Here is a 21,112-nt window from a genome sequence, read left to right as displayed (position 1 = left end):
AGGTTATTCCTAAAAGATGATCAACAGCGATGATCAGAAGGAGTAGACTGACGAAGGCATTCTTTTTTTACAAAAATTGATTTTTTTCTCTCATCGTTTCCGCTGATGAAATGTGGTACAATGAGCGAAGAAAAAACTCAGGAGGGATTCTGTGAAAGAATTAAAAGTAAGTGAATTAACCAAAACATATGGTGAAAAAACACTGTTTGATCAGCTTTCTTTTCTGATACATGAAAAAGATCGAATCGGTTTGATCGGTGTCAATGGCACGGGTAAATCGAGTTTGTTACGGATCTTGGCCGGTTTGGATCGCGGTGATGGCGATCGCCAAACGGTATTTGCCGCCCAAGATTATCGCATCGGTTTCTTGACTCAAGACAATCAGTTACAAGAAGAATTATCTGTTGTAGATGCTGTTTTTCAAGGCACCAGTCCGCTGATTCGCGTTGTTCGTGACTATGAAAAAGCGCTGATTGCCTTAGAGAATAATGGCTTGGATCAACAAACGCAACGGAATTATCAGTTGGCAGAAGAAGCGATGAATAAAGCCGATGCTTGGAATACAGATACAACTGCCAAGATCATTTTACAAAAACTTGGGATCAATGAGTTAGAAAAAAAGGTCAGTGAATTATCTGGAGGTCAAAAGAAACGAGTAGCTATGGCTCAAGTATTGATCGATGAACCAGACCTGTTGTTATTGGATGAACCGACTAACCACTTAGATTATGATGCGATTCAATGGTTGGAAGGCTATCTAAAAAATTATCGGGGTGCATTATTGATGGTGACCCATGATCGCTACTTTTTGGATCGAGTCGTTAATCGGATCTTTGAATTGTCCTTTGGTAAGCTACATGAATATCAGGGCAATTACGAGACGTATCTTCATGCTCGAGCAGAAAGAGAACGTGTGGAGGAGACGCAAGAAGACAAGCGCAAGCAGTTGTACAAACATGAGTTGGCTTGGATTCGCACTGGTGCGAAGGCCCGTACAACGAAACAACAGGCCCGGATCGATCGTTTCGATGATTTAAAAGAAAACCTACATCAAGTAAAACGGAACGGCGAAGTGGCCATCGATGTTGCTACGACACGCTTAGGCAAACAAGTCTTAGAGCTAAAAGATGCGAGTTATCAGATTGAAAACAAAACGATTTTGTCTCACTTTGATTTGTTGATTCAATCAAGAGAACGCTTAGGGATCACAGGAGAAAACGGAGCGGGTAAATCAACGTTGCTCAATATTTTAGCTGGACGCCTGCCTTTAGAAGAAGGAGAGCGTACGATGGGCGTGACTGTGAAAATGGCTTATTATACGCAAACGATTGAAGCGATGAACCCTGATCAGCGAATGATTGCTTATTTGCAAGAAGCGGCCGAGGAAGTGCAAAAAGTGGATGGCTCCCAAGTCAGTGTCGCAGAAATGCTGGAACAGTTTTTGTTTCCGCGATCCATGCATGGCACCAAGATCGGCAAGCTGTCTGGCGGGGAAAAACGACGACTATTTTTACTCAAGCTATTGATTGGACAGCCAAATGTTCTCTTGTTAGATGAACCGACCAACGATTTGGATATTGATACCTTGACGATTTTGGAAAGTTATTTGGAAACATTTCCAGGTGCAGTCATCACGGTTTCCCATGACCGCTACTTTTTAGATAAAGTTGCCCAAAAATTGCTGATCTTCGAAGGAAATGGCAGGATTACGTCCTACTTTGGTTCCATCAATGAATATCTAGCAGCCAACACCAATAAAGCTAGTTCGAGTGTACTAGAGGCAAAAGAAACAAAAACCGATTCACTTTCTGCTGAAAGTGAGGCGTCTGCTGCAGCGCCTGTCAAAAAGAAACTGAGTTATATGGAACAAAAAGAGTGGGCGACGATTGAAGATGATATCGCGGCATTAGAAGAAAAAGCAGCCGCTTTGACCGAAGAAATGAATCATCAAGGCGCGGACTTTACTAAGCTGCAAAAATTACAGCAAGAAATCAGCGAGGTTGAAACGCAACTGGCAGAAAAAATGGATCGTTGGGAATATTTGAGCGAATTTGTGTAGAGTAAAGGAGAGAACGATGGAACAAGCATATTTAGATCTAGGAAGAAAAATATTAGCAGAAGGCAATGATAAAAGTGATCGTACAGGAACGGGAACACGCAGTGTCTTTGGTCATCAAATGCGTTTTGATCTGTCCCAAGGCTTTCCTTTGCTGACAACAAAAAGAGTTCCTTTTGGCTTGATCAAGAGCGAATTATTGTGGTTTCTAAAGGGAGATACCAATATCCGCTACCTGCTGGAACATAATAACCACATTTGGGATGAATGGGCGTTTGAACGCTACATTAAAAGTGATGCTTATACAGGTCCTGATATGACAGACTTTGGTCGCCGTTCATTAGTGGATGAAGCTTTCAATGAACAGTATCAACATGAGTTGAAACTATTTTGTGAAAAAATCTTAGCCGATGATGCTTTCGCTGAAACTTTCGGCGATTTGGGCCATGTATATGGGTATCAATGGCGGCATTGGGAAAAAAGTACGGGCGGGTTTATCGATCAAATCAAAGAAGTGATCGACATGATCAAAACGACGCCGGATTCTCGCCGTCTGATCGTCTCCGCATGGAATCCTGAAGATGTACCGACGATGGCGTTGCCACCTTGTCACACAATGTTTCAATTTTATGTTCATGAGGGTCGCTTAAGCTGTCAGCTGTATCAACGCAGTGCCGATGTCTTTTTAGGCGTTCCCTTCAATATTGCTAGTTATGCGCTATTAACGCACCTGATTGCTCATGAAACTGGATTAGAAGTCGGGGATTTTGTCCATACATTAGGCGATGCTCATCTGTACAGCAATCATATGGAACAGATGAAGGAACAGTTGACTCGTTCGGTACGTCCGGCGCCAACCTTACAGTTAAATCCTGAAAAACAGTCGATTTTTGATTTTGAAATGGAAGATATTACCTTGGCAGGGTATGATCCGCATCCAACGATCAAAGCACCGATCGCAGTTTAAGTGGTTGTTTGGGTTTCATTTCATAAAGAAAGGAATGAGGCGTAATGGTAAATACCCACAAGCGAGGCTTTGCGGCGACCTTTCATCAGAGACATGCTGGATCGATTAATGCATCGCTCATTGAGCAAGTCATCGATTTCTTGCATCAGCACTATGATGCAGTTTGGCTATCCGTATCCGAAGAAACAGTGCCAGAGCTAAAGGAAGCCATTCGATCAAATCAGCAGTGTACTGCCATTTTTATACCAGCAAAAGGAGCAGCGGATGCCCGCAGAAGGCTTGTTTTTGCTGCCCAGCACCACCTGCCAGCTCTGGATTCGCTGCATATTTGTGATTTTGATCGCGTAGTGACGTGGATTCAGACCTATCCAGAAGAACTAGTGGCTATAAGCAAAAAGCCTTTACCTGCGAATACGTATTGTATCCTAGGACGAACTGCAAGGGCGTTTGCGAGTCATCCGCAAACGTGGCAAAGAACGGAGCGCTTGATCAACGAGATCGCTGCTGACTTCTTTCAAATAGAAGACATTGATGTCGCAGCTGGCAGTGCTCTCTTTCCTATCTCCCTGATACCGACCTTGCTGAAAAACAACAACGCGCGTTTAAATGATGGGGAATGGCCGCGAAATGTCCAAAGAAGCGGCGGCACAATTGTTTACCAAGCCTGTGATGGCTTGCGCTTTGAGGAGCGCAACAAAGATCCATTTGAGCATGAATCAGCTTTTCAGCTGATGCGGCGGCTGCAGGTTGCTGCTATTATTTCGGAATCATTTTATACAGAAGGGATGTAATTTTTATGTTGATCGCACTTTGGGCACAAGATCAAAAGGGGTTGATCGGAGCGGATGGTACACTGCCGTGGCATTTGCCGAATGATTTGAAATTTTTTAAAGAGCAAACCATCAATAATACGATTATAATGGGGCGCAAAACCTTTGAAGGCATGGGAAAAAGATTACTGCCACAGCGTACGACGATCGTTTTGACGAGTGATCGGGATTATCAAGCCAACGGCGCCTTAGTGATGCATGACCGTGAGGAAATTTTGGCGTATGTGAAGCAGCAAGAGCATCCCGTTTTCTTAACTGGTGGAGCAGGTGTTTTTGAAGCGATGATTGACGATTGCGATCAATTGTACCGTACAGTGATCGCTGCGGAATTTAACGGAGATGTGTATTTCCCAGAGATTGATTGGACGCAATGGAAACTTGATCATGTGATCGATGGGATCGTCGATGAAAAGAACCATTATCCCCATCAATTTGAATTTTATCGTAGAAAATAAAAGAACAGGAAGCTTTCTGCAGCGAAAGTTTCCTGTTCTTTTTTTTGTAAGCAGTGCTTCATTTTTAGGTATACAACAAGACGGAAAAGTACATCAATCCAGCACCTAACATAACGAATAAGTGCCAAACCACATGCATGAACCGAACGGATTTTAAACTATAGAATAGCGCACCTACAGTATAAGAAACACCACCGCTTGCTAGTAAAAATGTTCCCCAGTAGCCTAAATGTTCGATCAGAGGTTTAAAGGCAATAACACATAACCAGCCCATGATGATGTAGATCAGGGTGGAGATTTTTGAGACGGTCTCTTTTTTATGAAGAGTCAGTGACTTATAAACGATGCCGCTAATTGCTAGTAGCCAAATCAAGACAAAGAGTGACCAGCCAAGCCAGCCTTGGATACTAAGCAAGCAAAAAGGTGTATAACTTCCAGCAATCAGCAAGAAAATGGAGGCATGATCAAAGACTTGGAAGACCTTTTTTGCTTTGGTAAAAATCAAACTGTGAAATAAGGTAGAAAAGAGGAAGAGCAAAATCATCATCGATCCATAAATGGCATAGGAAACGATGTGGATAGGTGACCCTAGATTTGCCCCCTTGATTAAGAGAATGACCAGTCCTGCGATACTCAGTCCTAATCCGATCCCGTGGGTTACTGCATTTAATACTTCATTGACGATCAAATATCTGCGACTAAACTTCATGTGCTGCATTCGGCACCGTCCTTTCGAATCGAAATTAGATGAAAAAAAATTTTCTCTCTGTTATACTTAGTATAAATGGTCTGTGGTTATTTTACCACGAAAAAAGACTTGATTTAAAGAGAGAGTGAATATATGATGGCAAATCTTAAAATTGTGACAGATTCTTCCAGTACGATGGAACCAAGTGTCCGTGATGCTTTGGCTATCCATGTCGTGCCTTTATCTGTAATGATCGATGGTGTCGTTTATCCAGATGATGAAACGCTGCCGGGAGAAAAATTTATGCAAATGATGGCGCAAGCCAAAGAATTACCTAAAACTAGCCAGCCGCCGATCGGTCATTTTGTAGAACTGTATGATGAATTAGGCAAAGATGGCAGTGAAATACTATCGATCCATATGACCAAAGGTCTTAGCGGAACCGTGGAAGCGGCTCGTCAAGCCAGTCATTTATCAAAAGCCAAAGTCACCGTGATCGATAGCGATACGACAGACCAAGCGTTGGCTTTTCAAGTGATTCGGGCAGCAGAATTGGCTAAAGCCGGTAAGACACTAGAAGAAGTATTACCAGAAGTGGATTTGGTGCGTGAGCATACGAAATTATTTATCGGCGTTTCAACGTTAGAAAACTTAGTAAAAGGTGGTCGTATCAGTCGTGCCAAAGGTCTTTTATCGAGTTTGCTGAACATGAAAGTGATCATGGATTTTGATCATTCAGAACTGATTCCAGTCGTCAAAGGACGCGGTGTCAAGACCTTCAATAAATGGTTTGAGGAATTAAAAGCAGAATTGAAGAATATGCCAAAAGTGACGAAAATTGGTATTTCTCATGCAGAAGGGTTAGAAATCACGGAACGTTTCCAAAAAGAACTAGCAGAATTGTTCCCTGACTTGGAGTTCCCATTGCTTCATACAACACCGATCATCGCCACTCATACAGGTAGAGGTGCGTTTGCGATCACTTACAGTACGGAATAAAAAGGTGCTTCCTTTCAGCGATTCGTTTGACGACGAATCGCTTTTTGGTGTATGAAAAGCTGAAAGGAAGAATAAGCAGAATGAAGCTGCGATTCTTTGTCTACTCAAAGAGTAGGGAGCTATCTTCTTTCTTAAGTTTGAAGGATTGCGACTAGGAATTTTATGAGAATTTTGTTAAAATAGCAAAGATTACAAAGGAGTTTGAATACCTGTGAAATGGAAGAAATTAGTAACTTATTTGATCGTTGTGGGACTGATAGCCGTTGGAACAGGTGTGCTGTTTCATCTAGCTGTTCCCAAAGCGCAACCACTGCTGACCCCTGTGGACAAGCTAGCAGCCAATGATTCGAAAAAATCCGCCATTGAATACCTCGCGCTTGGGGATTCATTGACAGAAGGTGTTGGGGATGAAACAGCTCGGGGCGGCTTTGTGCCTATTTTGGCAGGAGATCTAGAGGACCGCTATGATCTGAGCAATTTAGTAACCAAAAATTATGGGGTCGCTGGTGAACGAAGCGACCAGATTTTAAAACGAGTCAAAAATGATGAAGACTTGCGCCAAGACCTTAGTCAAGCGGACCTGATTACTTTGACCGTCGGCGGAAATGACGTCTTAAAAGTGATCCAAAGCAATTTCTTCGGGCTGAGTATCGAGACGTTTACGGAACCGATGGCAGAATATAATGAACGCTTAAAAGACTTGTTTGCTCAAATCCGCGATTTGAATAGTGATGCACCAATCTATGTCTTGGGCATCTACAATCCATTTTATCTGAACTTTCCAGAGATCACCGACATGCAGACGATCATTGATAACTGGAATAAACAGACGGAAACGTTCGTCAATCAGCAAGAAAATGCCTTTTTTATTCCTATCAACGATTTGCTCTATAAAGGGTTAAGTGATGAGGTCGGTATTGCGGATACAGAAGAAGACGCAACTGAGGAAACAACACAAACAACCGACACTGGGAGTTTACCTGAGTCATCGGCGCCAAATGCTGATGAGACACAAAGCAGCACGTCGGCGACTACCGACTCATCGCAAGCTGTCGGGAATAATATCACCAACAATGTTTTGTATGAAGGCGATCGCTTCCATCCCAATAATCTTGGGTATCAACTGATGGCAAATGCCGTTCGCGATGAAGTGATCAAAACACAAAACTATTGGTTGCTAGAGGAGGAAGCAAAATGAAACCAAGCGAATCAACGAAGCAGCCGGAAAAAACAGCTGCAAGCACTAAAAAATCGATCAACTACTGGAAAATTGCTTTTCTAGTTCTGGTCGGCATCCTTTTGGGGACAACGGTTTTCTTTGCTTCAAGAATTTTTCAGCAGCGAGAAACTGGCTTAAATGAAAGTGCTGAACTTGTTCAACGGGAGGGCAGTCCTGTTCTGACCGTTAACAGCAACAAAAGCCAAGTCAATCAATTGATTGATTTTTATCTATCTGATTTTCAAAAGGATCAAGAGGTAAAATATAATTTTGAGCTGAGAAACGAAGCACTCTTAACAGGCGAGTTTCAAGTATTAGGGTTTCCTATCACGTTTTATCTCTATTTTGATCCTTATGTGACAGAAGAAGGCAATGTCCAATTAAAAGCCAAAAGTTTATCGATTGGCACCTTGGATTTGCCCACCAGTGAAGTAATGAAAATGATCAAACGTAGTTTTAAATTTCCCGAATGGATCGATGTCAATGCCGATGAACAAATTATACTGATACGATTGGATCAATTCCGCATGCAAAACGGATTGTTCATCAAGGCAAACAAAATCAATCTTGTAGATGATGAAATTCAAATGAGCTTATATTTACCAGCTGAAACGGAGGATGAATAATGGAACGAGCAATTTTTGCAGGTGGGTGTTTCTGGTGTATGATCCAGCCCTTTGATGAACTCGAAGGGGTGCATTCGATTTTTTCTGGCTATACCGCAGGACATACCGAAAATCCAACCTATGAAGAAGTCAAAAGCCATCAAACAGGGCATACTGAAGCAGTAGAAATCATTTTCGACCCAGAAAAAATCAGTTATGAGGAGCTCTTGACGATTTATTGGCAGCAAACAGATCCAACCGATGCTTTTGGCCAATTTGAAGATCGCGGCGACAATTATCGTCCGGCTATCTTCTATTTTAATGAAGAGCAGCGGAAAAAAGCCGAAGCCAGCAAAGAGGCGCTTCAGGCTTCCGGTCGATTTACCGATCCGATCGTGACCACGATCGAACCAGCCCAACCTTTTTATTTAGCGGAAGAAGAGCACCAAGAGTATTATAAAAAGAATCCTGAGAATTTTGCTCGCAATCATGCCCGTAGAGCAGCCTTTTTAGAAAATCATTGGGAGCAAGAACATGCGTAAAAGTTTTTATAGCTATTTAATGGCAGTCAAAGGACCGAGTCATACAGATGAGGCCCAGATCTTTGCTACTCATGCAAGTCATGATATCCAGTTTCCGAAGCACAGCGATGACTATGATGAAGTCTCTTCTTATCTGGAACTAAATGTTGATTATTTGCCATCCATGGATATTTTTGATCGTATCTGGGCAGAGTATCTCGAAAATAACAAATAAAAACGTCCTTCGTTTTGCCTGCACAAATGCTCAGAACGAAGTTGTTTTTTCTCAGAGAGGTGTTGTGAATGAAAAATGTAACGACAAGCCGATATATCGTTTCTCTTGTCTGTGTCGCGATTTTGTCGGGAGGCGGTGTCTATTTATGGCAAACAGCCCAGCAAAATCAGCAGACGACACAGCCGGCGACAGAAACGACGACAGAAGCCAGCGGGATGGAGAAAATCCAGTCGTTGTATGACCAGATCCTTGCGAATTATTACCAAGAAGTCGATGAGGATGCATTGATTGAGGGTGCTCTTCAAGGGATGACCGATGCGCTTGACGATCCTTACACGACGTATCTAAACCAATCAGATGCGGATAACTTGGATCAGTCCCTCTCAGGAAGTTTTGAAGGGATCGGTGCTACTTTGTCGATCGTGGAAGACTATCCCGAGGTCGCACAAGCGCCAATCAAAAACACCCCTGCAGAAAAAAGTGGTCTGCGCATGAATGATCGAATCGTCAAAGTCGATGGGGAAGATACGCAAGGACAGGAATTGTCTGAAGTCGTGAGTAAGATTCGAGGGGAAAAAGGCACGCAGGTGACCTTAACGATTCAGCGTGGAGCAGATACCTTTGATGTGGAAATCACTCGGGACGTGATCCCAATCGAAACGGTCCATGGTGAACTGGTTGAAAATGATGATACGATCGGTCGAATTGATATTACCTCCTTTGCCGAAAACACAGCAGCTGAGTTGAAAGAAACGATCACCGAGTTGCGGGAAGACGGTGCGAAATCGTTTGTTCTTGATCTAAGACAAAATCCTGGTGGATTGCTGGATCAAGTCCAGATCATGGCAAGTATGTTTTTAGAAAATGGTCAAACGATCGTGAAGTTTGCTAACAATCAAGGGGTTGTCAGTGAGACCAAAGCGAGCGAAGCATTGGATGAAGGATTCAAAGTCACAGAGCCAGTCGTTGTTTTAGTCGACGGCGGCAGTGCCTCCGCAGCTGAGATTTTTGCTGCAGCCTTGCAAGAATCAGCGAATATCCCAGTCGTTGGTACGGAAACCTTTGGTAAGGGGACCGTTCAAAATGTGAAAGATCTGGGGGATAATAGTGAATTAAAAATGACGGTCATGAAATGGCTGACACCAAATGAAAATTGGGTCAACGATCAAGGTGTGATGCCGGACTATGAAGAGGATTATCCAGAATATGCGTATTTCCCGCCATTACCTCGTGATAATGCCTTAAAAGCTGGACAATCGTCAACGGCTGTCAACAATTTGAATCAATTTCTTAAAGCGTTAGGGTATGCCACGAGCAGCGATACCTTCAATGACGAGACGACTGCAGCTGTGAAAGCCTTCCAAGAAGCTCATGACCTAAAGGCAACTGGTGAAGTCGATGCCGATACTGCCCAAGCAATTGAAAAAGAAGTAGCAGAAAAACTCAAAGCAGAGGACCCAGCGTACTTAAAAGCACTGTCCTTGCTTTCAGAAAAATAAGTAAGGAAAAAATCGGAGAGGAGGTAGATTTGTGAATGCCAAGAAACAGTGGATCGATCGTTTTTGGCTAGTTGTGAAATATGCCTTGATCGCCTTTGCAACAGCCTTCTTGATTCGGGCATTTTTACTGATTCCGGTTCCTGTTGAAGGGAACTCCATGGAAGGAACGTTGCAACAAGGAGATATGGTAGTCATCGAAAAGATTTCACCGATCCAGCGTTTTGATGTCGTTGTTTTCCAGCTGCCAGATGGTTCGACCTATATCAAGCGGGTGATTGGCTTGCCGGGTGAGTCGGTGAAATATGTCAATGATCAGCTTTACATTGATGATGAACCGGTAGATGAAGATTTTCTAGTGAAAAACCGCAGCAACGATCATGAGTCTGCCTCTTATACCAATGATTTTGATTTGGAATCTTTATTGGGCGTTGAGAAATTAGGCAAAGACAGTTATTTTGTCATTGGTGATAATCGACGTGCCTCTAAAGATAGCCGCTCCTTTGGTCCTATATCAGGCGATGCGATTTTAGGCAATGCCCGCTTTGTTTATTATCCATTGACTCATATTCGGCTGATTTAGACTGAGAAAAATAGAATGTTCCTAACTAAACATCCCCCCTTGGAATCATCTGTTGATTCCAAGGGGGGATTTTGTATAGCAATGATCCTTTTTCAAAAGGATGTGGTTTGTATCGAGAAAAGGGTGGACTTAGGCGCTATTGGCAGTTATTCTTTTTATTTTTTCATTAAAAGCAGCCAAAAGTTTCTGACACAAATTCGTTTCAAAATCACGGTAACGGCAAAAATCAATGATCGCCGTGTTTTCCTCAGTTGTAAAAGGAGGTAAAAGCTGTGGGGAACTCAGAATATAAAAGTCAAAAGGTTCCTCTGTTGGCAGCGTGATCCGTTCAATTTCAACATAGGGCAATCGTTCACATATATTAAACACTTCCATTGAGACCAAGTAATTGGATACATAGACAAAAGCAACTTTAAGCTTATATTTCTGTTCCTTTTCGATGTAAATGGGGTAAAGCAAACACGCTTGATAAAAAGCAAGATCCGTATAACAGGCTTTTAACCACTCGTAGCCTTTGCGGTTTGCTATTTTACGCCAAAAGCTCTGAATCGTATTTGTCAAAATCGTATGTAATGGGTACTTATCTTTGATTATAGTAGCTTCAAAAAAATTTAAAAGAGGAACTTTTTGCTTGAATATGCAGAACTTCAGCAATGTAAGATATGTATTCATATAAAGAAACGATTGATGGTCGAAATCAAAATCACAGAGAAATTTTTGGCAGTGTGCTTCAAATTCAGCCATCAGTTCCTTTAACTCCGATTTTTCATGCTTGTAACAGTCTTGAATGATCGGAAGGCGCACGTCTGCCGCTGAAGTTAGCATTGGCCAGTAATAAAAAAGGAAAAACAAAGCATTGATCTCAAGAATATCTATAGCTGAATCAATGATTTCAAAAAACGCTGAAAAGAAATCAAGATTTTCACCACTGGGAATAAAGGACTGGTTCGTTAACTGATAAAGATTTGTCGCGTGGCCATTCTTGATACGAAATAGACAGATTTTGCAATGAAGCAAGGCTTCTTTTTTGCCAATCTCATACTTGCTTTTGTACTTCGTTCCTTCGTAAGTCACAAAAAGTTCTTCGATCTCTTGATCAAATGCCTTCGCCAAACTATCTCCTAAAGAAATGTGCCAGATAAAATTAAACAATAAGATGCGAATCACCATCTCCGAACCTGTAAGTGCCATAGCGGACTGATTTAACGTCACGTTGAATTCTTTCAAATGGTCTTGCAGCTTCTTTGTTTGCCGAAAGCAAGTCGAACGACTGATATAGTTTCTTTGGCAAAATGCCAGTAAACTTTCATCTTGATTGGTCAAGATGCTTAACAATAATTTGTAAGAAATACTTTCTTGCGCTAAAAATTGCTGATATTGGTTGTATTCAATCAAATTTTTAGGAAGATTCAGGGTGTTTTTATGTAATGAAAGATTCACTGGGGAGAGATTTTGCAAGTCGATTTGGATCGAGGAAAGTAAACTTTTCAATCGTGTTGCACTTAAGTGGGTCAGATTTTTCACGAACTCTAGGTTGTATTCACCCGGAGCAATTGATAATAGTTTTCCGTAGAGTCCGATTTTGTCTAACGCTCGGGTATCTAAGAGTATTTTTTCAATCAAATGATCACCTTCTTGTTTTATTAATAACGTATTTATATAACGGTGTAAAGACACGTCTCAAAACTTTTGCTTTTTTTTAGAAAAATTGAGACAAATTTTTCATAGAACTGTCTCATAAAGAACAAAAATAGAAATCGCAGGTGAAAAACGATAGTTTTTTTACATTATTAAATAACATATCGATAATGAATTAACTTTAAAATAACCAACTTTTTTTTCTTATGAATAACTACAGGTGTGCCAATTAGTTCTATTTTTCAGAAAATAAAAAAAAGAGGTGTCTTTTGCTTCTTTCTTGTATGATCAGCTTGTAATTTTTGATTCTTTGAAAGGAGGTCTTTTTATGTTTTTGACAAAGAGACACCACGGGTTCTCTTTCATTTTCTGTATGTTAGGGGGGATACTATTTTTCATTTATTCGAGTTTGCAAACAAACGGGACTGCAAGTGCACAAGAAGAACATACGATCACTATTGCTGAAACGAAGCAGATCAAACTGACTGGTCACCAAGAGGGCACTCAATTTTCTTTATGCTATCAGCTACCACAAAAAAACAAACAGCAGCGTCTCTGGGTACAACTATACGCGATCGATGAAACGAAGGAACAGTTGTTACTAAAAACAAGCAATGAAGAGATGACTCAAGTCAAGGATGATTCCGCACAGTCTTGGCTTACAACCCAAGATTTCTTGCAAACACCAACGGAACAAGAACTAATCTTTCAGCTGCCTGAAGAAACGAAAAAGCTAAAATTGATGATTCAGATCGAAGAATATGACAAGGAAGGTGAAGAATCGTACAACCTACTGTCTTCGAATGAATCAGTTTTTGAAATCCCACTTGCCACAAATTCTGCTTCTTCAGAAACATCAGAAGTCAATTCTGGCACTGGATCCTCTTCAGAAGCCGTGAGTGAGTCGACCTCGGAGCAAGCGGCGACTGAAAGTTCAAAAGAAGTTTCGAACGAAGAAACGAAGGAAGAGACAAACGAGACAGGAACGGCGACAAGTGCTTCTGAAGAGGAAACGCTCATTGAACCATTTAAACAAGAACGTCTTTATCAAAAAACGACTGTTTCACAAACTTTTGCTTCGATTGAACCAGATTATACGACAGACCAAAGCGGGACGTATCCTGCGGCGAACTGGAAAACTGATGAGAACAGTAACGTCTTAAATCATCAGGGGAACAAGGATGCAGGCGAAACGTGGGACGGCATAACTACATGGAATGGCGATCCAGCAAATTTGACCCATTCATATATTGAATATGGTGGTGTAGGAGACGAAGCAGATTTCGGGCTACGAAAATTTGCCAAAGAGACGAATACCCCAGGACTATTTGATGTCTACCTAAATGTACGAGGGAATGTTCAACGTCAAATTGATCCCATCGATGTCGTGTTGGTAGTGGATTGGTCAGGCAGTATGAATGAGATGGGACGGATCGCAGAAGTGAAAAAAGGCGTGGATCGCTTTTTGAATCAAATTGAAGGAAGCGGCATTCAGGATAGTGTCTACATGGGCTATGTCGGTTATTCCAGTGATGGCAGCAATTATCAAAACAAAACCTGCCAATTAGGAAAATTTTCTGAAGTCAAAGAGACGATCCGATCGATGACGCCAGAAACAGCAGCTGGGGGAACCTTTACACAAAGGGGGCTACGTCAAGCAGGGGATATGCTATCGACGCAAAATGGACATAAGAAAGTCATCGTTTTGCTAACGGATGGCGTTCCTACTTACAGTTATCATGTGTCTAAAGTGCATACCCAGGCAGACGGCAGTTATTATGGAACCGCCTTTTCTCTTACTCAAGACCAGCCGATGAATACATCGTTTCTCTACAATGGCTATTTTGCGTTTGATCAACAGAACAATTATAAATGGATCAACAATACCTTTATCGCCACGATTGGTGAAGCGATGGCGTTAAAAGAACGTGGTATCGAGATTCATGGGTTGGGGATTCAACTGCAAGGAGATCAAACCGCTGGGTATACAAAGGCCGATGTCGAGAAAAAAATGAGACAGATGGTTTCTGCTGATGAAGATGGCCATCTTTATTATGAGTCAGCCAATGAAGCAGCGGATATTGCCGACTATCTCGAGAAAAAAGCCCTTCACATTTCGGCAACAGTCACCGATGGCGAGATTACTGACCCCATTTCGCAGCCATTTGTCTACGAAGAAAATAGCTTGTCCGTCAAAAGTGTCGGGTCTGCTGCTCTAACGGTGCAGCCTGACATTTCGATGTCTGACAATACAATCCATGCTTCAGGTCTTTATTTAGGCGAAGGGCAAGAACTGCAAATTCATTATCAAGTGCGGATTCAAACAGAAGCAGCGGATTTTAAACCAGATACTTGGTATCAAATGAATGGCGAAACGGTATTTTATCCGAATCATCAGTCCGATCAAAAGGCATTGTTTGGTGTGCCATCCGCCAAAGCACCTGGGAAGGAGGTGACGATCAAAAAGCACTGGGAAGAATACGATGGCGATACCTCCAGTCGTCCTGAAACGATCTATATTGAAATAAGCAGGAGTCCTGTCAGCAATGAGAAAAGCTGGCAAACAGGGTATCTCAAACTTACTGAGACCGATGCCCAAGATCAGACAACTTGGGAACGAAGCAAAGTTTACGCGCTTTCTGAAAAGGATGGGACGGAGTACGAAGAAACCCGTCTACTGCCGCTGTATAACAATCAGGGAGAAACTTTTGATTATCAAGTCACAAATGAACGAGCAGTGGCAGGTTATGAAGCAACAAAAGTGGACGCTTATACTTGGAAAAATACAAAGGCGTTTATACCCCTGGCATTAAACCTGATCAAAAAATCCGCTGTAGGAGAGGTGAAGCTGACAGGTGCCGTTTTTGAATTGACGGGGGCAGGAGAGACAGTGACCCTTGTGGATCAAGGGGATGGAACGTATGGACTGCCAGCAGATACTGCGTTGCAAAAAGAGCAGACCTATCGTTTGGAGGAAGTCACTGCACCGGCGGGACACCATTTAGCTGAGCAAACCCAGTGGCTAATTCATATTGATACGCAAGGGAATACGACGATCGATGGGCAACCCGTCACAGTGGACGATCATACGATTACGCTGGAGATCACCAATCCGTTTACAGAAATTCCAGTTGCTATTCGAAAATATACGGTACAAAAAGAGCAGCAAGTACTGTTAGCTGGGGCTGTCTTTTCTCTGCAACAAAAAACAGCAGCGGGGGATTATCAAGAAATTGCCTCAGAAACATCGAATGACGTGGGGATGGCTGAATTTACGATCCTTGAGCCGGGCGCTTATCGCATCTCAGAAACAGCTGGTCCGCTTGGATACGATACGATTGTTGGTGATTATGAGTTTGTCGTTGGTTCAGACGGAAAGATCCAGTATCAAGGGGAAAACGTCGCTGCAGATGCCAACTGTTGGACTCTTACCCATGGCAATCAGTTAAAACCTTTTGATTTGGTGGTCAATAAACAGGATGAAGTGGGACAAGCGCTTGAGGGAGCCAAATTCCGCTTAAGCGGAAACGGTCAGACGATAGAATTACCAGAATCCCAAGAATCGCTAGCGGTATTTCATTTCCATGATCTAACACCGGGTAGCTATACCTTAGAAGAAATTGTTACGCCTGCAGGCTATGCTGGTTTAACAGCACCTGTGAAAATCAGGATCGAAGAGGATGGCAGTGTCTTGATTGACGAAAAATTGCAGCCGAATCTTCTTGTTTCTGGAGAAAAGAACAATCAAATAGAATTGATCGTCACCAATCAAGTAAAAGTGTCTCTTCCTGAAACAGGAGGGAATTGGCATGGGTGGCTGGCGATTCTTTCAGCAGGTCTACTAGTCCTTTTAACAGGTAGCTATCTGTACGTTACGCGCAAAGATAAGCCTTCATTAAAGTAATTTGACCATTCGTGAAAAAACGAAAATATCAAACATAGAAGAGAGGAAAGAACAATGAAAAAGATTTTTAATCATACGAAAATGGTTTGTCTCCTATTTTTACTTCTGCCATTTGTCTTTTTTGGAACGAAAAATCAGCAAGTATCCGCAGAGAGCAATTTGGCTCAGGTCCATCTGCATAAAAAGAAAATGGTCAATTTGCCAGGTTCATTGATTCAAAATAGTGGGACTGAGATGGCAGAGTTTGATCAATACCAAGGCTTAGCCGATGTCACTTTTTCTGTCTATGATGTGACCACAGCATTTTATGAAAAACGATCTGCAGGGGCATCCGTTGAAGAAGCGAAGCGTCAAGTCCAAACCTTGACGCCTGGTTCCCCTGTAGCTAGCGGGAAAACAGATGCAGCCGGTGATTTGGTTTTTGAATTGCCGAAAAAACAAGCCGATCGGGATGCAGTTTACACCATTGTAGAAGACCCTAAAGCCGGTGTTACCACTGCTGAGAACATGGTGATCGCCTTTCCTGTTTACGAAATGATCCAACAAGCAGACGGGTCGTATGCTTACGGGGAAGAAGAATTAGACACGATTCATCTTTATCCTAAAAATACTGTCACAAATGAAGGAACGCTCCTTGTGAATAAACGAGGAACGGGGGAAAACGAACCACTGAATGATGCGGAATTTGTCATCTCAAAGCAAGAAGGAAACGCACAGACCAAGAAATATATTTTAAGTGCAGCCGATGGACTTTATACGTGGACGACTGACAAACAAGCAGCGTACCGCTTTTTAACAGGTAAACAATATGCTGCTGGAGAAACGACCATCGATGTTGATGAAAACCAAAAAGGACAGTTAAAAGTTGAGCAGTTAGAAACAGGCACCTATCAATTAGAGGAAACGAAAGCCCCAAGTCAAGCCGCTTTGATCGAACAAGAAACCATCAAGGATTTTTCGATCGCAGCAGGCAATGACGTCACGGTTGAGCTAACAGTCAAGAATGACACGACAAATGTTACCAAAACAACACCACAATTAGACGGCAAAGACGTGGAAATCGGCGAAAGAATCCAATATCACCTAACGGTTAATATCCCATTAGGTATCCAAGACAAAGTAGGAGCAGAAAACAAATACAAACATTTCCAATTGATCGATGCCCATGATCCAGCATTGACTTTTGAAAATACAGCAGAAGGAGAAACGGGTTATGCGTTGTATGATGGAGAAAAGAAAATCGACGCGACGAATTACCAAGTAACGGAAAAAGAGCATGGCTTTACGGTAACCATCAATCCAGAATTTGTACCGCAATTAACGCCGGGAAATCAATTGCGCTTTGTGTATTATATGTATTTAAATGAACAGGCTATGCCTATCAATGGCTTTAAGAATGAAGCAAATGTAGAAACAGATTTCATGACGGATCAAACGCCGCCAAGCGTGGAAGTTTTGACAGGGGGCAAACGCTTCTTAAAAGTCGATGGGGCTGTGACCGCTACCGAAGCGCTGGCAGATGCAGTTTTTGTTGTACGAGATCAAGACCGTGATGATGCCAACTACTTGAAAATCGAAGAGGGAACCAAACAGGTATCTTGGGTACAAACAGCGGATGAAGCGACGAAATTTACCACAGGTACAGATGGATTGGTTGATATCATCGGGTTGAAATTTGGCGCGTACTATTTGGAAGAAGTAAAAGCACCGAAAAATTACGTGCTGCTAACAAATCGCATCGCTTTTGAAGTCCATGAAACGTCTTATGGAACGAAAGAGCAATTGGGAGAGCCCGAAAAAGTTCCTAACCGCCGCAAAGGAACCTTACCAGCAACTGGTGGTGTCGGCACGTATTTAATGGGCGCAATCGGAGTGGTGATCGTTGGTTTAGCAGGGGGTTATTTTGTAAAACGGAAAGGGTAAGTAAATGAGATGAAAAAGCATGATGAGTATCAGACGAAGAAATGGCGTAAAAGCACCAACTAGAAAAGTAACTTTATTGGATTTTTTGATGGGTGTTCTGCTGCTGCTAGGGGTTTTGATCATCAGTTATCCTTTTGTAAGTAATCAGCTCAACACGTTTTTGGATAAACAGTTGATCAGTTACTACCAAAGCCAAGCCAAAAAAATGAGTGAAATAGAAAAACAACAAAAAAGGAACCAGTTGGAACGAGCAAATCAAGAGCTGGCCCAGCAGCCCAGCAATCCTGGAATCAAAGAAACGCAAGATTCACCCGAAACAAGGGACTCAGAATCAGGCGATACACCTGATTACTATGAACGACATACGATCGGCGTTTTAAAGATCCCGGTGATTGGTGTCGTTCTCCCGATTTTTGATCAAACCACCGATACGCTGTTAAAAAGAGGCGCAACATTATTGGAGGGCGCTTCGTATCCAATTGGTGGTGAAGATACCCATGCAGTTCTGTGCGGACACCGTGGGTTAACGAGTGCAACGCTCTTTACTGATCTGCCTAAGCTGCAGATCGGTGATGAGTTTTATATTGAAACGTTTGATGATACATTGGCGTATCAAGTAGATCAGATAAAAACGGTCGACCCTGATGATACTCAGGCATTAAAAATTGTGAAAGGCAGCGATTACGTCACGCTGTTGACCTGTACCCCCTATATGGTCAATAGCCATCGTTTATTGGTACGGGGCAAAAGAATTCCTTATGTTGAAGAAAAAGAAACAGCCGCCGCCAAAAAAGCACAGCAGCAAAAAGTAGGATTGATGCTAGGCGTGATCACTGTTCTTATCCTCCTCTTGTTGATTAGTAACAGGATTCAGCGGAAAAAACGTCTTCATTCGAATACTTCCATTGATGAAAAGTAAGGATCGTTCGTTTTTCTCAATAAGTAGAAGAAAATGACTTTTTAACCTTAGTCAGAATGAAACATGTCGTGTGAAATATGGTACAATAACTAAGATAAAAGATAGCAAAAAAGCAGTCAGTCTATCGCGAGTGTGTTAGGAAAAACCAAAACAAAGCGGTAAGGATGCTTCATTCAACCACTTCCCCAAAATCAAAAAGTCAAGGTGCGTTGAAACAAACGCGCTCGAAGCTTTTCCTATGCATCAGGTTGGAAAAAGAACATTGATCCGCAAACAGTTCAGCTAGTTTGCTGCACTGATGGGTTTCTCTGACTCAAAAAAAGCAAGCGATCCTCGTTCTTGTCACCCATATATTACACGGATATCGAAACGACTGTCTTTTTTATCAATTCGAAGAAGTACCAAGGAGGAAAACGTTCAAATGACCATTCAATGGTTTCCAGGCCATATGGCGAAAGCCAGACGTGAAGTAAGTGAAAAATTAAAGTTCGTGGATATCGTTTTTGAACTCGTGGATGCACGCTTGCCGATTTCATCCCGCAATCCCATGTTAGATCAATTATTACAACAAAAACCACGATTGATCTTAATCAATAAAACGGATCTAGCAGATCCCGTTCAAACCAAAAAATGGGAGCAATATTTCCAAGCACAAGGCTATCTAGCACTGGCAATCAACGCCCAAGACAACCAAGGGGTCAAAGCCATTGTTCCTACAGCGAAACAAGTCTTGAAGGAAAAAATTGCTCGCGACAAAGCGAGAGGCTTGAAGCCTCGTGCGATTCGAGCAATGGTGATCGGCATCCCGAATGTCGGAAAATCGACCTTGATGAACCGCTTAGTAGGGAAGAAAATCGCTCAGACGGGCAATAAACCCGGCGTGACGAAAGGGCAGCAATGGCTGCGTTTTGGGACTGATCTAGAGCTTCTAGATACGCCTGGGATCTTATGGCCAAAATTTGAAGATCCTGAGATCGGCAAGAAGTTGGCATTGACCGGAGCGATCAAAGACCAGCTGATCCATTTGGATGATATCGCATTGTATGGTCTTGATTTTTTTGCCCGCTATTATCCTGAAAGAATCGCGAATCGTTACCAACTAAAAGCGGAAGAAGAGGCGTTGTTAGCGCCCGATCTGTTGATGAAAATCACGGAAAAACGTGGCTATAAAGACAATTACGATCGAGGAAGCGAACTCGTTGTCTTCGACATTCGGCAAGGGAAATTGGGCCGATATACACTAGATCGAGTGGAGGAAATGGAAAGCCAAGATGAAACAACCGATTAAGACAATCAAAGAGCGATTATTTGATCCAGCTTTCAATGACCAAGCGTATTTGCAGGCGCTGCAAGCAGATGAACGAGCGGGGGTCCAAAAGCTGCTGCAACAATATGAGAAACAGCGAGTGAAACACCAGCTATTGCAGGAAAAATACGAAGAAATGATGCGTTTTGAAAACGAAGCATTTCAGCAAGGCGCCCGTTTTATTGCTGGTTTAGATGAAGTGGGGCGCGGACCATTAGCAGGACCCGTTGTGTCAGCTGCGGTCATCTTGCCTAAGGAATGTCAGATCTTAGGTCTAAATGATTCCAAACAGCTTTCTGCCAAGAAAAGAGAAGAGCTGTTTATCGAAATTCAAAACAAAGCCGTTGCTGTCGGTATCGGCGTGGTCAGTCCAGAAGAGATCGATCGGATCAATATCTATCAAGCCAGTCGTCTAGCAATGAAAGAAGCCTTGATCGACTTAGCAGTCAAGCCCGAGTATTTACTGATCGATGCGATGACGATCGATACGGAAATCCCTCAACAAAGCTTGATCAAAGGAGATGCCCGTTCCATTTCCATTGCCGCAGCAAGTATCATCGCCAAGGTATATCGAGACAACTTAATGAAAGATTTTCATGAAGTCTATCCTTTTTATGGGTTTGATCAAAATGCTGGGTATGGAACCAAAGTCCATTTAGAAGGGCTAGCTGCCCGCGGAATCTGTCCTATTCATCGAAAAACATTTGCGCCAGTAAAACAATATCTATAAATTTCATCCATCCCTCTTTTTTTAGCGAATCTTATAAG

Annotated in this window: 18 protein-coding genes; 16 read left to right on the top strand and 2 right to left on the bottom strand. The window is 42.4% G+C overall.

Annotation, left to right across the window (positions count from 1 at the left end; all coding sequences use genetic code 11):
• The first annotated feature begins 151 nt into the window (after positions 1-151).
• The 4 genes from IGI71_RS10895 to IGI71_RS10880 are packed head-to-tail and all read left to right on the top strand — an operon-like array spanning position 152 to position 4,308.
• Positions 152-2,059, top strand: coding sequence for an ABC-F family ATP-binding cassette domain-containing protein (locus IGI71_RS10895; protein ID WP_121260955.1), 1,908 nt, complete (start codon positions 152-154; stop codon positions 2,057-2,059).
• A 16-nt stretch (positions 2,060-2,075) separates the two neighbouring features.
• Complete coding sequence (locus tag IGI71_RS10890) at positions 2,076-3,023, top strand: thymidylate synthase (RefSeq protein WP_010749378.1); 948 nt, start codon at positions 2,076-2,078, stop codon at positions 3,021-3,023.
• A gap of 44 nt (positions 3,024-3,067) precedes the next feature.
• Positions 3,068-3,814 (top strand): hypothetical protein, encoded by a 747-nt coding sequence (locus IGI71_RS10885; protein ID WP_231434830.1) that lies wholly within the window; start codon positions 3,068-3,070, stop codon positions 3,812-3,814.
• Positions 3,815-3,819: 5 nt separating this feature from the next.
• Positions 3,820-4,308 carry a dihydrofolate reductase gene (locus IGI71_RS10880; RefSeq protein ID WP_005229592.1) on the top strand — a complete coding sequence of 163 codons (489 nt, stop codon included), beginning with the start codon at positions 3,820-3,822 and terminating at the stop codon, positions 4,306-4,308.
• Positions 4,309-4,372: 64 nt separating this feature from the next.
• Here the strand turns inward: IGI71_RS10880 and trhA are convergent, their stop codons facing one another.
• Positions 4,373-5,026 carry a PAQR family membrane homeostasis protein TrhA gene (trhA, locus tag IGI71_RS10875; RefSeq protein ID WP_005229593.1) on the bottom strand — a complete coding sequence of 218 codons (654 nt, stop codon included), beginning with the start codon at positions 5,024-5,026 and terminating at the stop codon, positions 4,373-4,375.
• Between the two features lie 126 nt (positions 5,027-5,152).
• On the opposite strand from trhA, the gene IGI71_RS10870 reads away from it, so the two are divergent.
• The 7 genes from IGI71_RS10870 to lepB all read left to right on the top strand — a co-directional run bounded on the left by IGI71_RS10870 (position 5,153) and on the right by lepB (position 10,654).
• Positions 5,153-5,995 carry a DegV family protein gene (locus IGI71_RS10870; RefSeq protein WP_231434829.1) on the top strand — a complete coding sequence of 281 codons (843 nt, stop codon included), beginning with the start codon at positions 5,153-5,155 and terminating at the stop codon, positions 5,993-5,995.
• Between the two features lie 211 nt (positions 5,996-6,206).
• On the top strand, positions 6,207-7,193 hold the full coding sequence (locus IGI71_RS10865; protein WP_121260961.1) for an SGNH/GDSL hydrolase family protein: 987 nt from the start codon (positions 6,207-6,209) through the stop codon (positions 7,191-7,193).
• Positions 7,190-7,840, top strand: coding sequence for a YpmS family protein (locus tag IGI71_RS10860; RefSeq protein ID WP_010749381.1), 651 nt, complete (start codon positions 7,190-7,192; stop codon positions 7,838-7,840). The genes IGI71_RS10865 and IGI71_RS10860 overlap by 4 nt, the downstream gene beginning before the upstream one ends.
• A complete protein-coding gene (msrA, locus tag IGI71_RS10855; RefSeq protein ID WP_231434828.1) occupies positions 7,840-8,361 on the top strand; it encodes a peptide-methionine (S)-S-oxide reductase MsrA in 522 nt (173 codons plus the stop codon). The genes IGI71_RS10860 and msrA overlap by 1 nt, the downstream gene beginning before the upstream one ends.
• The gene (locus tag IGI71_RS10850) at positions 8,354-8,575 is read left to right on the top strand and encodes a YozE family protein (RefSeq protein WP_005229600.1); all 222 of its coding nucleotides are present in this window, start codon (positions 8,354-8,356) and stop codon (positions 8,573-8,575) included. Before msrA ends, IGI71_RS10850 begins: the two co-directional genes overlap by 8 nt.
• A gap of 68 nt (positions 8,576-8,643) precedes the next feature.
• Complete coding sequence (locus IGI71_RS10845; protein WP_010749383.1) at positions 8,644-10,074, top strand: S41 family peptidase; 1,431 nt, start codon at positions 8,644-8,646, stop codon at positions 10,072-10,074.
• 31 nt (positions 10,075-10,105) lie between these two features.
• Positions 10,106-10,654, top strand: a complete 549-nt coding sequence (gene lepB, locus IGI71_RS10840; protein WP_005229602.1) for a signal peptidase I — start codon at positions 10,106-10,108, stop codon at positions 10,652-10,654.
• Between the two features lie 129 nt (positions 10,655-10,783).
• On the opposite strand, the gene IGI71_RS10835 is transcribed toward lepB, so the two are convergent.
• Positions 10,784-12,277, bottom strand: a complete 1,494-nt coding sequence (locus IGI71_RS10835) for a helix-turn-helix domain-containing protein (protein WP_081116400.1) — start codon at positions 12,275-12,277, stop codon at positions 10,784-10,786.
• 343 nt (positions 12,278-12,620) lie between these two features.
• On the opposite strand from IGI71_RS10835, the gene IGI71_RS10830 reads away from it, so the two are divergent.
• The 5 genes from IGI71_RS10830 to IGI71_RS10810 all read left to right on the top strand — a co-directional run bounded on the left by IGI71_RS10830 (position 12,621) and on the right by IGI71_RS10810 (position 21,074).
• A complete protein-coding gene (locus tag IGI71_RS10830) occupies positions 12,621-16,196 on the top strand; it encodes a SpaA isopeptide-forming pilin-related protein (RefSeq protein ID WP_231434827.1) in 3,576 nt (1,191 codons plus the stop codon).
• Positions 16,197-16,250: 54 nt separating this feature from the next.
• Positions 16,251-18,119: a SpaH/EbpB family LPXTG-anchored major pilin gene (locus IGI71_RS10825; protein WP_231434826.1), complete on the top strand. Its 1,869-nt coding sequence runs from the start codon at positions 16,251-16,253 to the stop codon at positions 18,117-18,119.
• A gap of 19 nt (positions 18,120-18,138) precedes the next feature.
• Positions 18,139-19,038, top strand: coding sequence for a class C sortase (locus IGI71_RS10820; protein WP_179190642.1), 900 nt, complete (start codon positions 18,139-18,141; stop codon positions 19,036-19,038).
• 421 nt (positions 19,039-19,459) lie between these two features.
• Positions 19,460-20,326 (top strand): ribosome biogenesis GTPase YlqF, encoded by an 867-nt coding sequence (ylqF, locus tag IGI71_RS10815; RefSeq protein WP_231434825.1) that lies wholly within the window; start codon positions 19,460-19,462, stop codon positions 20,324-20,326.
• Entirely contained in the window at positions 20,310-21,074 is a 765-nt protein-coding gene (locus IGI71_RS10810) for a ribonuclease HII (protein ID WP_231434824.1), read from the top strand. Before ylqF ends, IGI71_RS10810 begins: the two co-directional genes overlap by 17 nt.
• Positions 21,075-21,112 lie beyond the last annotated feature (38 nt).

The organism is Enterococcus sp. DIV1279b (genome assembly GCF_050531515.1).
GTDB classification, from domain to species: domain Bacteria; phylum Bacillota; class Bacilli; order Lactobacillales; family Enterococcaceae; genus Enterococcus_D; species Enterococcus_D casseliflavus.
Note: the sequence above shows the minus strand (reverse complement) of the source record. Positions and strands in the feature narration are given on the sequence as shown.